The sequence below is a fragment of the Jatrophihabitans sp. genome (assembly GCF_051960575.1).
Lineage (GTDB): Bacteria > Actinomycetota > Actinomycetes > Mycobacteriales > Jatrophihabitantaceae > JBQCEE01.
In genome coordinates this window covers 1-13921 of sequence record NZ_JBQCEE010000171.1, presented here as the reverse complement: position 1 = coordinate 13921, position 13921 = coordinate 1, and the positions used below count along the sequence as shown (strand labels likewise).

The following is a 13921-nucleotide window of genomic DNA, read 5'->3' as shown; positions in this document are numbered from 1 at the left end:
GCGCTGGATCGTCCGCGACGGCGAGCGGGCCAAGAACCACCTGCTCGAGGCCAACCTGCGCCTGGTCGTCTCGCTGGCCAAGCGCTACACCGGCCGCGGCATGGCCTTCCTCGACCTGATCCAGGAGGGCAACCTCGGCCTGATCCGCGCGGTCGAGAAGTTCGACTACACCAAGGGCTACAAGTTCTCGACCTACGCGACGTTGTGGATCCGGCAGGCCATCACCCGCGCGATGGCCGACCAGGCGCGCACCATCCGCATTCCGGTGCACATGGTCGAGGTCATCAACAAGCTCGGCCGCATCCAGCGCGAGCTGCTGCAGGACCTCGGCCGCGAGCCCACGCCCGAGGAGCTCGCCAAGGAAATGGACATCACGCCGGACAAGGTGCTGGAGATCCAGCAGTACGCGCGTGAGCCGATCTCGCTCGACCAGACCATCGGCGACGAGGGCGACAGCCAGCTCGGCGACTTCATCGAGGACTCCGAGGCCGTCGTCGCCGTCGACGCCGTGTCGTTCACGCTGCTGCAGGACCAGCTGCAGTCGGTGCTGCAGACGCTGAGCGAGCGCGAGGCGGGCGTGGTGAAGCTGCGCTTCGGTCTCACCGACGGCCAGCCGCGCACCCTGGACGAGATCGGCCAGGTCTACGGCGTCACCCGCGAGCGCATCCGCCAGATCGAGTCGAAGACGATGAGCAAGCTGCGGCACCCGTCGCGCTCGCAGGTGCTGCGCGACTACCTCGACTGATCCACGACCGATCACCCGCTTCCCCCCACACGCAGTCATTTCCGGACACGCCGGGTGACTGCCGGTGGGGGGAAGCGGTGTCTTTGTAGGGTGACTCATCGTGCTCGACCCGGTCGTCGCCACCCGCTACGTGACGCCTCTGCGTGAGGGCGGGTCGCTGCCGGGTCTCATGGAGGCCGACGACGACGGCATGTACGTCGTCAAGTTCACCGGCGCGGGCCAGGGTCCGCCCGCCCTCGTCGCCGAGGTCATCAGCGGCTCGCTCGCGGCCTCGCTGGGTCTCCCGACGCCGCGCCTGGTCACCATCGACGTCGACCCGGCCCTCTCGTCCAACGAACCGGACGAGGAGGTGCAGGACCTGCTGCGCACCAGCCCCGGGCTGAACCTCGGCGTCGACTTCCTGCCCGGCGCGCTCGACCTCGACATCGCCGCCTTCCCGATCGATCCCGGCACGGCCGGCCGGATCCTCTGGTTCGACGCGCTGGTCAACAACGTCGACCGGTCGTGGCGCAACCCGAACCTGCTGGTCTGGCACGGCGAGGCGTACCTGATCGACCACGGCGCGACGCTCACCTTCCAGCACACGTGGCCGCGGGCGCTGGCCACCGCCGACCGCGCGTACGACGTGCGCGAGCACGTACTGCTGGGCTGCGCACCACGGCTGGACGAGGACGACCTGCCGGCGCTGTCGGCCGAGCAGGTCGACGACGCCCTCGCCCAGGTGCCGGACGAGTGGCTGGAGGCGCGCAACGACGCGTCGGCCGACGAGATCCGCGACCGCTTCGCCGCGTGGTTCGGCGCCCGCCTCGCCGCCCGCCCGGTCTGGGAGGAGGCGCTGCGCGTCGACGTCGCCGCGGGGCCGCCACCGCGTCCCGAACGCGGCCATCCGCCGGGATGGCGGCCGTGATCGACCGCGCACCGTTCGAGTACGCGGTGCTGCAGGTGGTGCCCCGCGTCGACCGCGGCGAGTCGATGAACGCGGGCGTGCTGGTCTACAGCCGCGCGCTGGACTTCCTCGGTGCCGCCGTCGACCTCGACCACGACCGGTTGCTGGCGCTCGACCCCACGGCGGACGTCGCGCAGGTCGAGGCCGTGCTGGACGCGGTGGTGGGCCTCTGCCGTGGCGAGGGTGACGGACCGGCCGTGCAGGAGGCGATCGGCGCGCGGTTCCGCTGGCTCACCGCGCCGCGCAGCACGGTGGTGCGGGCCGGCCCCGTGCACACCGGGCTCACCGCCGACCCCGAACGCGAGACGGCACGGTTGCTGGCCCGGCTCGTCCACCCGCTCTGACGGGGCGGGTCACATCCAGGCCGACTCCGGCCGGTGCAGCCGCGCGAGGTAGGTCGTCAGCGAGGCGCCGACACGGCGCGCACGGCGCGAGGGAGGCGCGAGCAACAGCTTGGTGAGCAGCAGCGCCACATCGGCGCGCACGCTGCGCTCGTCGACGCCGAGCAGCTCGGCGATGGCGGCGTCGCTGTGGCCGCGCAGCAGCAGCACGCGCACCGTCCGTTCGCGCTCGGTGAGCGGGCCGAGGGCGCTGTGGTCGATCGAGCCGTCGCCGAGCAGGCGCCGGGCGGCGGCGCGTTCGGCCTCGAGCAGGGATCCGCCCGCGGCGACGTCACGCACCGCGACCTCGAGGGCCGTGCCGTCGGCCGGGTGCACCAGGTAGCCGGACGCGCCGGCCACGGCGGCCGCCACACGGGTGACGCGGTCGTCGTGCTCGGTGCGGACGATCACCCGCAGCGCGGGGTCGGCGGCGCGCAGCGCCCGGCAGAGCTCGAGCCCGCTACCGTCGGGCAGCCGGATGTCGACCAGCGCGACGTCGGCGGAGTGTGCGGCGAGCGCGTGACGGGCCGCGACGAGGCCGTTCGCCTCCGCGGCGACGACCAGCCCGGCCGCGGTCAGCAGCTCGACCGTGCGGCGGCGATCGGCGTCGCGCGCCTCGACCACCAGCACGCGCGCCGGGCGGGCGGGCGCCGCCGGCTGGTCGGGCGCGGGCGCGCGGCGGCGGTACGGGCCGGGCAGGCCGCCGTCCCACCGCAGGCTGCGCATCGGGGACCTCCGTCGTCAGGGCGCCGGTGGCCGGCACGCGTCGACGACCGGATCGGCGCGCCCGAAGTCGATCATGAGGGCCGAAGGGCCCGGGCGCCGCGTCACTCGTCCCGAGCACGATGCGGCACCCGAGGACGACGAAGGCCCCGCCCGAACCCGGGCGGGGCCTTCCTCGAACGGTCTGCCGTCAGCGCTCGTCCGGAGCCGCCGTGGCAGGGACGTCGCTGAGACGGGAGGTCTCGTCCTGGATGCGGGCGCCGATCTCGCGCAGCCCCGCCTCGTTCTCGTGCCAGTGGTGGCCGCAGAAGAGCAGGTCGAAACCGGAGTCGAGCGTCGCCCGGACGTAGGCCTGGGCGCCGCAGCGGTCGCAGCGGTCGGATGCGGTGAAAGGACTCGCGGCCAGTGTCGTGGTCACGTCGTGGGCCTCATCTCTGCTCTACACCCTCGTGTGGTGTTCCATCGTGCGTCAGCGTTCCCCCAGGGAACCACCGAATTGCAGGTGACGATGGTGACATCCCCAACGTAACCGAGATGCAACATCCATCGCCTGCACTTCGCGGAGCGTCGGCCCGGTTCTCGGTCCGCTGAGCTCATCCGGTCCAACGACGCTGACAGGACAACGATTCCCGCGGACGCGACGTGCGAACCGTCGCCGGTCAGCCGCCCACGAGCGCCATGAGGTGGTCGCGCCGACGCTCGAGCAGGTCGACGTCGGCCGCCGCGGACGCCGGGCCCGGCACGGCGCGCCGCAACTCGGCGTGCACCTGCCGGTGCGGCACGCCCTGGCGCGCCGCCAGGACGGCGACGAGGCGGTTGACCTCCTTGCGCAGTTCGGCACCCGCCCGCCACCGGGCCGTCTCGGCCGACGGGGTCACCGTCGTCGGCTCGACCGCGCGCTTGCGGGCGACCGCGTCGCGCCGGGCGAGGACGGCCGCGGTCTGCTCGGGCGACAGGATGCCCGGCAGGCCGAGGAAGGCTTCGTCGTCATCGGTGAGCTGCGGCTGGGCGATCACCGCGCGGCCGCCGTGCAGCACGTGCGCGAACGCCGCCTCGGCGTCGACCAGTTCGGTCTTCGTCGACTTCCCCGGCTCGCGCTCCGGCGGCACGACGTCGAGCACCTCGAGCTGGTCGTTGCCCGCGCTCGGGGGCGGCGGGATGACGTGGTTGCGCTCCTCCTCGAGCTCGGCCGCGAGCGTGAGCAGCGGGCGCACCGCCGGCAGGAACACGGTGGCCGCCTCGGTGTGCGACCGCGCGCGCACGACCCGGCCGACGCCCTGGGCGAAGAAGAGCGGGGTGCGGTAGGACGTCAGCCAGGCCAGGCACATCGCCCGCGGCACGTCGACGCCCTCGGACACCATGCGCACGCAGACCGCCAGGCGCTGCGTGCCGACGGTGAAGGCGGCGATCTTCTCGCCGGCCTTCGGGTCGTCGGAGAGGATCACCGTCGGGGTCTCGCCGGTCACCCGCTCGGCGATCTCGGCGTAGGCGCGGGCGTCCTCCTGGTCACTGGCCAGCACCAGGCCGGCGGCGTCGGCGAAGCCGCTCTCGCGCAGGTGGGTGATCCGCTCGTCCATGGCGGCGATGACATGGGGCACCCACTGCCCGCGCGGGTCGAGCGCCGTGCGCCACGCGGTCGCCTCGGTGCTCTTCGTGCTGATCTCGGACAGGCTCGCGGCCACCACCTCCCCCGCGCTGTTCCGCCAGTGGGTCGTGCCGGTGTAGGCGGCGAAGACGACCGGGCGGACGACGCCGTCGGCGAGCGCCTGCCGGTAGCCGTAGCTGAAGTCGGCGCTGCTGCGCCAGCCGCCCTCGCCGTCCGGGTCGTACCGGACGAACGGGATGCGCTCGTCCGGCCGGGTGCGGAACGGCGTGCCCGTGAGGCAGACGCGCCGCGCCGCACGCTCGAAGGCGATCGCGACCGCCTCGCCCCACGACAGGCCGTCACCGGCGTGGTGCACCTCGTCGAGCACGACGAGGGTGCGTTTGGCGGTCACGCGGGCCTCGTGCAACGCGGGCTTCGCGGCCACCTGCGCGTACGTGGTGACGTAGCCGCGCAGGTCGGCGCGGACGGGGCCGACCGCGTTGGTGAGCGCGGCGTCGAGCGGGATGCCGGCGCGGTCGGCCGCCTCGGCCCACTGCGTACGCAGGTGGTCGGTCGGGCAGACGACGACGACCCGTTCGACGACGCGCCGCTCGAGCAGCATCCGGGCGAGCGCGAGGGCGAAGGTGGTCTTGCCCGACCCGGGGGTCGCGGTGACCAGGAAGTCGCGGGCGCCGGCCTCGTCGTAGGCCGTCAGCGCGGCCTGCTGCCAGGCCCGGAGCCGCGGCGCGGTGACGGAGATGGGGGACGTCGGCGAGGCGGTCTCACGGCGCGGCTCCGCCAACGGTGTCCCTTCCCGAGTGCCCGACGTGGGCGGCCTGCTGCGGCTGGTCGTGCGGCGCTGGTGCGGCACCCGCCCGCGGCCGGACGTCCACCCTAACCGGGCCGGTGCGGCCTCCCGGTCCCGGCACGCCGAGGCCGGTGATCACGCCGGGCCGACCCGGTCGCCGACACGCGGCGGGCACCCGCGAACACGCCAAACCGACGCCGGATCGGCAGACTGGAGGGCATGGGCAATCCGGTGCGGCTCGTCGTGCGCGGCGCACGGCACACGCCGTACCTGCTGCGACGCGCCATTGCGAAGGCGTGGCACGACCGGGTGCTCGGGCTCTCGGCCGAGGCGGCCTTCTGGCAGCTGCTCAGCCTGCCCTCCCTGTTCCTCGCCCTGGTGGCGACGCTCGGCTACGTGTCGCGCTGGTTCGGGCGCTCGACGGTCAGCAGCACCGAGTCGACGATCAACCGCACGCTGAGCCGCGCCTTCAGCCACGAGGTCACCGACCAGGTCATCGCCCCGACCCTGCACGAGGTGCTGCACGGCCAGCGGGCCGACGTCATCTCGATCGGCTTCCTGCTCGCGCTGTGGGCCGGGTCGTCGGCGACGGCGACCTTCGTCAACACGATCACCATCGCCTACGACATGCGCGACCTGCGCGGGCCGGTCAAGAGCCGACTGCTCGCGCTCTGGGTCTTCCTCGGCACCGTGGTGCTCGGCGTGTTCGTGCTGCCGCTGCTGGTGCTCGGGCCCGACCTGCTGGTGCGCGCCTTCCCCGAGCGCTTCCACCATCAGGTGAGCACGCTCGTGGACGCCGCGTACTACCCGCTGCTGGTGCTGCTGCTGCTGCTCGGGCTGGCGACCTTCTACCACCTCGCGCCACCGCGGCGGCTGCCCTGGTACCGCGGGGTGCCGGGCGCGCTGCTGGCGATCCTGATCTTCCTCGCCGGGTCGGCTGCGCTGCGCAGCTACATCCACTTCATCCTCGACCACAACCACGCCTACACGGCGCTGGCAGCCCCCATCGCGGCGCTGCTGTTCTTCTTCGTCCTCGCGCTCGGCGTGCTGCTCGGCGCCGAGTTCAACGCGGCCATCGAGCAGTTCCGCCCGACCCCGGTGCGTCCGCCGCGCGTCCTCGACCCCCGGCTGTGGCGGCAGGTGTCGGACTCCGACGACGAACCCGTCGGGCCGCCCGAGGAGACCACCCACCGCCCGGACCCGGGACCGGGGACGCCGGAGGAGCGGCAGACGCCGGAGGCGCAGGGGACGCCGGCGCCGGTGCCGAATCGGGCCTTCCGGCCGGGTGCTGCCGCGGTGCTGCGGCGGGCGGCGTCAGCCCGCGAGGCTCTCGTAGATCTCCTTGCACGCCGGGCACACCGGTGAGCCCGGCTTCGGCGCCTTCGTCACCGGGAAGACCTCACCGCACAGCGCCTGCACCATCGTGCCCATGACCGCGCTCTCGGCGATCTTCTCCTTGCGCACGTAGTGGAAGACCTCGTCGCCGGTGTCGGTGTCGTCGGTCTGCGGCTTCTCCAGTACCTGCGTGCCACCGTCGCTCATCGCGTCGACCCCTTCCGCCGGCCGGTGCGACCGCCGTTCAGCCGTCGACGACGCGGTACTCCTGCGAGGTCGCGGTGGACGGCAGCGCCTTCTCGTTGTTCGCCAGACCATAGTGCGATCGGACGGTCGCCTTCTTCGGCGGGCGGTCGTTGGCGATGATCACGGCGCACCACGGGAGGACGGCACCGCCGACGACGCAGGCCAGCGCGACCCAGGTCGAGTAGCGGTAGGTCAGCGCGGCGACGATGACGCAGACCGCGCGCAGGCCCATCATGATCGCGTACTTCTTCTTGCGGTGGTCGTACTCGTCGTCGGGGTTCACCGCCGCCGTCGTGATGAGCACTGCCTCGTCCGCGTGGGCTTTGCGCATGGCTCCATCCTGGCACTCGTCGGTCCGGAATGCTCGTGCTCGGGCACCGGCACAATGACCCTTGTGATCCTGCGCCCGGGGACGATGCGACCACCAGCGACCGCGGCACCCGTGCACAGGTTCGGCTGAGATGGCCGCGCCGGTTCTGCCGCCCGCCGACCTCGACCGGCTGCGGCAGGCGATCGACACCTACACCGTCGACGCGGTGCAGCAGCGGCTCGGCCTCGCCGGCCAGGCGGCCCTCGCCCGCGGGGATCTCATCGGCGCCCGCCGCGCCCTCGCCGCCGAGGCGGGCGAGGACCGGGTCGGCGTCCTCACCCGGCTGTTCGTCCTCGGCGATGCCCTGCCCGAACCGCAGGCGGCCGCCGCCCTCGACCCCCTCCCCCTCGACCCCGCCGTCGCCGCCGGCCTGGTCGAACGCTGCGGCGACGGCGAGGTGCGCGCTGCGCTCGACCTGCGGCCCTACGCCGAGGTGATCGACTCGCCGTTCGTCCCGCCGGCGGACGACCCGCACGGGCCGGCGCCGACCACGGCGGCGCGCGACGGATCCCGGTGGTGGGTCGTGTCGGACCTCGGCTCCGACCTGCGTGCCGGCCCGGTGCGCGCCGACCACGTGCTCGGCGTGGGCGCGGCGTCGCTGACGCTCGCGCAGGCCACGCCGCGGCAGCCGGTCGGCCCGGCGCTCGATGTCGGCACCGGCTGCGGCGTCCAGGCGCTGCACCTGGCGGGCCATGCCGCCGCCGTCACCGCCACCGACATCTCTCCGCGCGCCCTGAGGCTCGCAGCGACCACCGCGGCACTCTCGGGTCAGCACTGGGACCTGCGCGAGGGGTCGCTGCTCGACCCGGTCGAGGGCGACCGCTTCGACCTCGTCGTCGCCAACCCGCCGTTCGTGGTGTCCCCAGGCGCGACCGGCGACGGCGCCCGCTACGAGTATCGCGACAGCGGCCTGCGCGGCGACGAAGTGAGCCGGCGACTGGTGCGGGCGCTGCCCGACCGTCTCACCGGCCGGGGCACGGCCCAACTGCTGGCCAACTGGGTGGTGACGCGCGACGAGGGGTGGGACGACCGCGTCGGCGGCTGGCTCGAGGGGCTGCCGTGCGACGCCTGGGTGTGGCAGCGCGAGCTGAGCGAGCCCGGCGAGTACGTCGCGATGTGGCTGCGCGACGCCGGCGAGCAGCCGGGCACGGCGCGCTGGGACGAGCAGTACACCGCCTGGCGCGAGTGGTTCGACCGCGCCGGCGTGCTGGCCATCGGGCTCGGACTGATCACCCTCTGGTCGACCGACCGGTCGCCGATCCGGGTGCTCGAGGACGTCCCTCAGCCGCTCGCACAGCCGATCGGGCCCACCGTCGCGGCGTGGCCAGGGGTGCAGCGATGGCTCGCACGCACCGACGACGCCGGCCTGCTCGACACCGCGCTGCGGCTGCGGCCGGACGTCCGCCACGACGTCGAGCGCGCCCCGGCCGCCGAGGGCGGCTGGGAGCCCACCGCGCAGCGGCTGCGCCAGCTCGCCGGCATGCGGTGGGAGATCGACACCGACGACGCCGTCGCGACCCTGCTCGCCGGCTGCACGGGCGGCGCGCCGCTGCGACTGGCCGTCGACCTGCTCGCGGCCACCCTCGACCTGCCCGCCGAGGCCGTCGACGCCGCCGTGCTACCGGTCGTCCGCGACCTCGTCGGCCGCGGGTTCCTGCTCGTGCCGGGCCTGGAGCGTCCGTGACCGCGGACGGACGGCACCACGCCGGACGGTGCGCGTGAGGGCGGTGGTGCAGCGGGTCACCGAGGCCCGCGTCGACGTCGGCGACGAGTGCGTCGGCAGCATCGGCGTCGGACTGCTGGTGCTCGTCGGCGTCACGCACGACGACACGACCGAACGGGCGGCGGCCCTCGCGCGCAAGGTGCACGGGCTGCGGGTGCTGAGGGGCGGGACGAGCGTGGCCGACACCCCGGACGCGGCCGTCCTCGTCGTCAGCCAGTTCACCCTGTACGGCAGCACCGACCGCGGCCGACGCCCGTCGTGGAGCGCCGCCGCGCCCGGCGCGCAGGCCGAGCCGCTGGTCGACGCCGTGGTCCGCGAACTGCGCCGGCTGGGCGCCCGCGTCGAGACCGGCCGGTTCGGCGCGGACATGCGGGTGCGCTCGACCAACGACGGCCCGGTCACGCTGCTGCTCGACCTCTGAGCCGGCCTGATGGGCTGCTGAACGCAAACCTGTGCAACCCCGACAGGTGGGGAACAGAAACGCCCCCGCGACTCGTTGGTGCGGGTGAAGCAGGCGGGTCCGTGGGGAACAGGTAACACCAGACGGCTCGCTTGAACCAACGGGGCCGCCCCGACGAACCAGTCGATGACAGCCCATGACGCCCTGAGGTGGTTGTGCCAGCCGTGACTACGACCCGCACCGCACAGTCCCGTCCGACCTCGCGCCGGACGTCGACCGCCCCTACCCGCACAGCATCCACCGACACCAAGCTCACCGCGCGCGCCCACCGCTCCGCGCGGGCCGCCGGCACCACCGCCGCCGACGCCCCGGTCGAGGAGGTCGCGACGAGCACGCCGGCGACCGATGCCGCCGTCGCCGCCGCCGACATCGCGGCGGAGGGGGCCGCGGAGCCGACCTCGGCCGACCTCGACGAGGTCGCCGCGTCCGCGGACCTCGTGCGCGTCTACCTCAATGAGATCGGCAAGGTCGCCCTGCTGACCGCCGCCGACGAGGTGGAGCTCGCCAAGCGGATCGAGGCCGGCCTCTACGCCGAGCACCTGCTCGGCTCGCCGAACGACTTCAGCGCCCAGCGCCGCCGTGAGCTGCGCCTGATCGTCATCGACGGCGAGCGGGCCAAGGACCACCTGCTGCGCGCGAACCTGCGCCTGGTCGTGTCGCTCGCCAAGCGATACACCGGGCACGGCATGCCGTTCCTCGACCTGATCCAGGAGGGCAACCTCGGCCTTATCCGCGCTGTCGAGAAGTTCGACTACACCAAGGGCTTCAAGTTCTCGACCTACGCGACGTGGTGGATCCGCCAGGCCATCAGCCGGGCCATGGCCGACCAGTCGCGCACGATCCGGCTGCCCGTCCACCTGGTCGAGCAGGTGAACAAGCTCCAGCGCATCCGGCGCGAGATCAGCCAGGAACTCGGCCGCGAGGTGACGCACGCCGAGCTCGCGACGGAGCTCGACATCACCGAGGACCGTGTGCGCGAACTGATCGACCTGTCGCGTGACCTGGTCAGCCTCGACCAGACCGTCGGCGCCGACGACGACGCCTCGCTCGGTGACTTCATCGCCGACGAGCGCAGCAGCGCCGCCGCCGAGACGGTCGTCGAGGGCGAGCTGATGCGCAGCCAGCTGCAGGGCGTGCTGAACACCCTCGACACCCGCGAGGCCGCGGTGGTGCGCATGCGGTACGGCCTCGACGGCGGCCAGCCGAAGACGCTGGACGAGATCGGCCGCGCGTTCAAGCTCTCGCGCGAGCGGATCCGGCAGATCGAGCGCGAGACGATGGCCAAGCTGCGCCACCCGTCGCGGTCCCAGATCCTGCGCGACTACCTCGAGAACTGACAGCACCGACGTCACAGCGGGTCGGACGGAGCCCCGGACCACGAGGTCCGGGGCTCCAGTACGTCGCACTCCTACTATGAGCACCGTGACCACGCCCGCCCGCCACCTCGAATCCCCCTCCGGTGGGCTGGCATGAGCCACCACAGCGATCTCATCGACACGACCGAGATGTACCTGCGGACGGTCTACGAGCTCGAGGAGGAGGGCGTCGTCCCGCTGCGCGCCCGCATCGCCGAGCGGCTCGGCCAGAGCGGCCCGACGGTCAGCCAGACGGTCGCCCGGATGGAGCGTGACGGCCTGCTGACGGTCGCCGACGACCGGCACCTGCAGCTCACCGAGCAGGGACGCCGCGAGGCCACCGCGGTGATGCGCAAGCACCGCCTCGCCGAGCGGTTGCTGGCCGACGTCATCGGCCTCGACTACGAGCAGGTGCACATCGAGGCGTGCCGCTGGGAGCACGTGATGAGCGACGCGGTCGAGCGCCGCATCCTGGCCCTGCTCGACAAGCCGCTGGTCTGCCCGCACGGCAACCCGATCCCGGGTCTCGACGAGCTCGGCCTCCCCTTCGCCACCGCCGACCCGCACAACGACCTCATGACCCTGACCGCCGGTGCCGCCACGAGCGCCGCCGTGATCGTCGACCGGATCAGCGAGCAGTTGCAGGGCGACGCCGCCCTGCTGCACCGCCTCAGCGAGGCCGGCGTGCGGCCGGGCCGCCGGCTCGCCGTCGCGGTGGCCGGCAACGCGGTCGAGGTGGCTGCCGACGACGAGGGCACGCGCACGGTCTTCGACCGCAGCATCAGCGACCACGTCTTCGTCCGCCCCGTCTGAGCACTCCGCCCGGCGCGGCCGCTCCGAGCGCCGCGGTCGAGGGGTCACGCCGGCTTCGGCATGCGCAGGCGCGGCATACGGCGCGGGTCCATCGCCCGGTCGAGCGCCGCCCGCAGCAGCGGCGCGGCGGTGTAGTCGGGGTCGGCCGCCATCGCCCGGTCGGCGGCGAAACTCGCGATGGTGCCGTCGCCGGCGCGCCAGGACGCCCAGCCGAACAGGAACAGCGGCGGTGCGTCGTACGGCGAGGGCAACCGCCGTCCCAGTTCGGCCCAGAGGGCGCGGCCGTCCAGCCGGCGGTTGTCGATGGCCAGCCACACCGCGTCGCGCAGCTTGATGTCGCGCAGCGCGGAACCGAAGCGGGCGAGCGTGTCGTCGTCGAGCCCGGCACTCCCGTCCGCGGTGCCGTGCCGGCGGGCCGCGGCGAACAGTGCCCGTTTCGTGCGGCGCCGCCAGGTGTCGATGCCTCGGTCGAGCACCTCGGCCACCGACATGCGGTCGGCGGCGTCGAGCGCACCGGCCAGGAGTTCGCGGTCCGGCGCTGGTGCGATCAGCCGGGCCAGGTCGGCGCGGTCGGGCAGCACCACCCGGCCGGCGAAGGTCGACTCGGCCGCGAAGGCGGAGGTGCCGCGGACGAGCGGTGTGCCGTCGGCCGGGCAGCACCCGTCGCCCCGGCAGCGGTACGACCAGTAGCGGCCGTCGGCGACCAGCAGCGCGTCGGTGAGGTCGCACTCGACGGCGGCGAGCGCCTCGCCGACGTCCGGCACGAGGTCGCTCAGCGGCAGTTCGCGCTCGAGCGGCTCGGGGACGCAGTCGGCGAAGACGACGGCGATCACCTCCTCGACCCCGCCGCGGCACAGCGCCGCCGCGGTGTCGTGCAGCAGGGCGGGCACGGCGTCGACGAGGTCGAGTCGCGCCGCCACGGCGACCGCCTGTCGACGGAGGCCGAGCAGGACGAGGCTGTCGTGCGGGTGGTAGCCGAGCAGGTAGGGCACGGCGTCGATCACGTCGGCGGGGCCGGACAGACGCGCCGACGGCCGCGCCGTGGAGGGTGAGGACTTGGGCATGGCACGGCAGCCTGCCCCGATCCGGCCCACGATGTCGGCCGCAGCCCGCGGCCTGTGGACAACCGCCGGATGGGGACGCCCGCCGGAACCTGTCAGGGGGCGCTGCTACCGGCCGCGGCACCCGGCCGATGCACGGGCTCAGTGCAGTGTGCCCGCGCGCCACCGGGCCGCTGCGGCGCGCAGGGCGTCGGCCGCCCGCTGATTGCCGCCGGCGAGCTCGACGCCGACACCGGTCTGCTGGCGGCCCAGGGCGATGACGCGGAAGAACGCGGCGGCGCGCTCGAGCGCGACGGCGAAGTCGCCGCGGTACGCGCCGGTGAGGATCGCGTCGGCGACCCGGTGCACCGCGTCGACGTCGGCGTGGTGCCCCATGCCGGCGACGGCGGCGTCGGCCTGGCCGTAGTGCTCACCGGCGCGCCAGAGGCGCACCACCTCGTCCGGGGCGCTGCGGCACCACTGCCGCAACAGGTAGAGGGCCCAGAGCACGCCGGGCAGGCTCACCGGGTCGGCGTCGCGCCAGAGCGCGGCGAGGGTGTCGATGCCGACGGTGTCGGCGAGCGCGACGAAGGTGTCGCCGTCGCCCGGTGACCGGCCGGCCTGCAACACGACCTCCGCGGTCGCCGCGGCCATCTCGGCCCGCGAGCTCGGCGACACCCCGCCCGCGGCGTCGATGAAGCCGGTGAGGTCCGCATACCGCGCCGGCCGGTGCGGCCGCGGCGCACCATCACGACCGGCAGCAGTCGGGTCGTCGGCGGGCATCGCTCCACTCTACGACCGGCGTCGCCGGGCCCCCGGCGACCGGGCGGGGCGGTCGGCACCCGGTACCGTGGACGACGGCGTCGGTCCGCATCATGGCCCCCGGTCTCACATTCGCCGCCACGAGCGGCCTTCCGCCGAGAGGCGACCTGGCGGGCCGGCGCCGTCATTCGATCGTGCAGGCAGCGACTGGAGGTCGCCCCATGGGCGAGGCAGCGGGCGAGCCGATGCCGCTGCGCCGTGCGACCCCCGGTGACGGCAACGGCTGGGTGCTCTGCGGGCCGCCCGAGCACCGGCACTGGGGACGGTTCGGGGCCGCCGGTCTGCTCATCACCGACGGCGAGCGCGTCGTGCTGCAGCTGCGCGCGGGCTGGGTGCACGAGGGTGGCACCTGGGCGCTGCCCGGCGGCGCCCGCGACAGCCACGAGGACGCGGTGACGACGGCGCTGCGCGAGGCGCACGAGGAGACCACGCTCGACGGGCGGGCCGTGACGCCGTTCGCCGAGCACGTCTTCGAGCACCCCGCCTGGAGCTACACCACGGTGCTGGCGTGGGCGGACTCCGCGCTGCGCATCGACGGACGGGCCGACAACGGTGAGGGTGCCGACGTGC

At 73.9% G+C, this 13921-nt stretch carries 16 protein-coding genes; 9 read left to right on the top strand and 7 right to left on the bottom strand.

Translation table 11 applies throughout. The features are described 5' to 3' along the window. The 3 genes from rpoD to ACTHMS_RS09880 form a co-directional block, all read left to right on the top strand. A partial coding sequence (gene rpoD / locus ACTHMS_RS09890) for an RNA polymerase sigma factor RpoD (protein WP_440306491.1) occupies positions 1-745 on the top strand: 745 nt, incomplete at its 5' end. A 100-nt stretch (positions 746-845) separates the two neighbouring features. Further along, complete coding sequence (locus tag ACTHMS_RS09885; protein ID WP_440306490.1) at positions 846-1652, top strand: HipA family kinase; 807 nt, start codon at positions 846-848, stop codon at positions 1650-1652. Continuing rightward, a complete protein-coding gene (locus tag ACTHMS_RS09880; protein ID WP_440306489.1) occupies positions 1640-2035 on the top strand; it encodes a DUF3037 domain-containing protein in 396 nt (131 codons plus the stop codon). Before ACTHMS_RS09885 ends, ACTHMS_RS09880 begins: the two co-directional genes overlap by 13 nt. A gap of 9 nt (positions 2036-2044) precedes the next feature. Here the strand turns inward: ACTHMS_RS09880 and ACTHMS_RS09875 are convergent, their stop codons facing one another. The 3 genes from ACTHMS_RS09875 to ACTHMS_RS09865 form a co-directional block, all read right to left on the bottom strand. Next, positions 2045-2797 (bottom strand): response regulator transcription factor, encoded by a 753-nt coding sequence (locus ACTHMS_RS09875; protein ID WP_440306488.1) that lies wholly within the window; start codon positions 2795-2797, stop codon positions 2045-2047. Between the two features lie 187 nt (positions 2798-2984). Further along, on the bottom strand, positions 2985-3212 hold the full coding sequence (locus ACTHMS_RS09870; protein ID WP_440306487.1) for a DUF7455 domain-containing protein: 228 nt from the start codon (positions 3210-3212) through the stop codon (positions 2985-2987). A gap of 241 nt (positions 3213-3453) precedes the next feature. Continuing rightward, positions 3454-5181 (bottom strand): DEAD/DEAH box helicase, encoded by a 1728-nt coding sequence (locus tag ACTHMS_RS09865; RefSeq protein ID WP_440306486.1) that lies wholly within the window; start codon positions 5179-5181, stop codon positions 3454-3456. Between the two features lie 225 nt (positions 5182-5406). Between ACTHMS_RS09865 and ACTHMS_RS09860 the strand changes: the two genes are divergently transcribed. Continuing rightward, the gene (locus ACTHMS_RS09860; protein ID WP_440306485.1) at positions 5407-6552 is read left to right on the top strand and encodes a YhjD/YihY/BrkB family envelope integrity protein; all 1146 of its coding nucleotides are present in this window, start codon (positions 5407-5409) and stop codon (positions 6550-6552) included. On the opposite strand, the gene ACTHMS_RS09855 is transcribed toward ACTHMS_RS09860, so the two are convergent. Together ACTHMS_RS09855 and ACTHMS_RS09850 are read right to left on the bottom strand one after the other, a co-directional pair. Further along, complete coding sequence (locus tag ACTHMS_RS09855; protein WP_440306484.1) at positions 6502-6729, bottom strand: DUF3039 domain-containing protein; 228 nt, start codon at positions 6727-6729, stop codon at positions 6502-6504. The genes ACTHMS_RS09860 and ACTHMS_RS09855 overlap by 51 nt on opposite strands. Positions 6730-6766: 37 nt before the next feature. Next, positions 6767-7099 (bottom strand): DUF3099 domain-containing protein, encoded by a 333-nt coding sequence (locus ACTHMS_RS09850; RefSeq protein WP_440306483.1) that lies wholly within the window; start codon positions 7097-7099, stop codon positions 6767-6769. 130 nt (positions 7100-7229) lie between these two features. Between ACTHMS_RS09850 and ACTHMS_RS09845 the strand changes: the two genes are divergently transcribed. The 4 genes from ACTHMS_RS09845 (at position 7230) to ACTHMS_RS09830 (ending at position 11489) form a co-directional block, all read left to right on the top strand. Beyond that, positions 7230-8822 carry a DUF7782 domain-containing protein gene (locus ACTHMS_RS09845; RefSeq protein ID WP_440306482.1) on the top strand — a complete coding sequence of 531 codons (1593 nt, stop codon included), beginning with the start codon at positions 7230-7232 and terminating at the stop codon, positions 8820-8822. A gap of 34 nt (positions 8823-8856) precedes the next feature. Continuing rightward, on the top strand, positions 8857-9282 hold the full coding sequence (gene dtd / locus ACTHMS_RS09840) for a D-aminoacyl-tRNA deacylase (protein ID WP_440306481.1): 426 nt from the start codon (positions 8857-8859) through the stop codon (positions 9280-9282). A gap of 407 nt (positions 9283-9689) precedes the next feature. Further along, positions 9690-10658, top strand: a complete 969-nt coding sequence (sigB, locus tag ACTHMS_RS09835) for an RNA polymerase sigma factor SigB (RefSeq protein ID WP_440306492.1) — start codon at positions 9690-9692, stop codon at positions 10656-10658. 132 nt (positions 10659-10790) lie between these two features. Next, positions 10791-11489, top strand: a complete 699-nt coding sequence (locus ACTHMS_RS09830) for a metal-dependent transcriptional regulator (RefSeq protein WP_440306480.1) — start codon at positions 10791-10793, stop codon at positions 11487-11489. A 44-nt stretch (positions 11490-11533) separates the two neighbouring features. Here ACTHMS_RS09830 and ACTHMS_RS09825 read toward each other — a convergent pair whose 3' ends face one another. Beyond that, entirely contained in the window at positions 11534-12553 is a 1020-nt protein-coding gene (locus ACTHMS_RS09825; protein ID WP_440306479.1) for a DUF4192 domain-containing protein, read from the bottom strand. Positions 12554-12691: 138 nt separating this feature from the next. After that, on the bottom strand, positions 12692-13312 hold the full coding sequence (locus ACTHMS_RS09820; RefSeq protein WP_440306478.1) for a hypothetical protein: 621 nt from the start codon (positions 13310-13312) through the stop codon (positions 12692-12694). A 200-nt stretch (positions 13313-13512) separates the two neighbouring features. On the opposite strand from ACTHMS_RS09820, the gene ACTHMS_RS09815 reads away from it, so the two are divergent. Further along, on the top strand, positions 13513-13921 hold a 409-nt coding region (locus ACTHMS_RS09815; protein WP_440306477.1), incomplete at its 3' end, for an NUDIX domain-containing protein.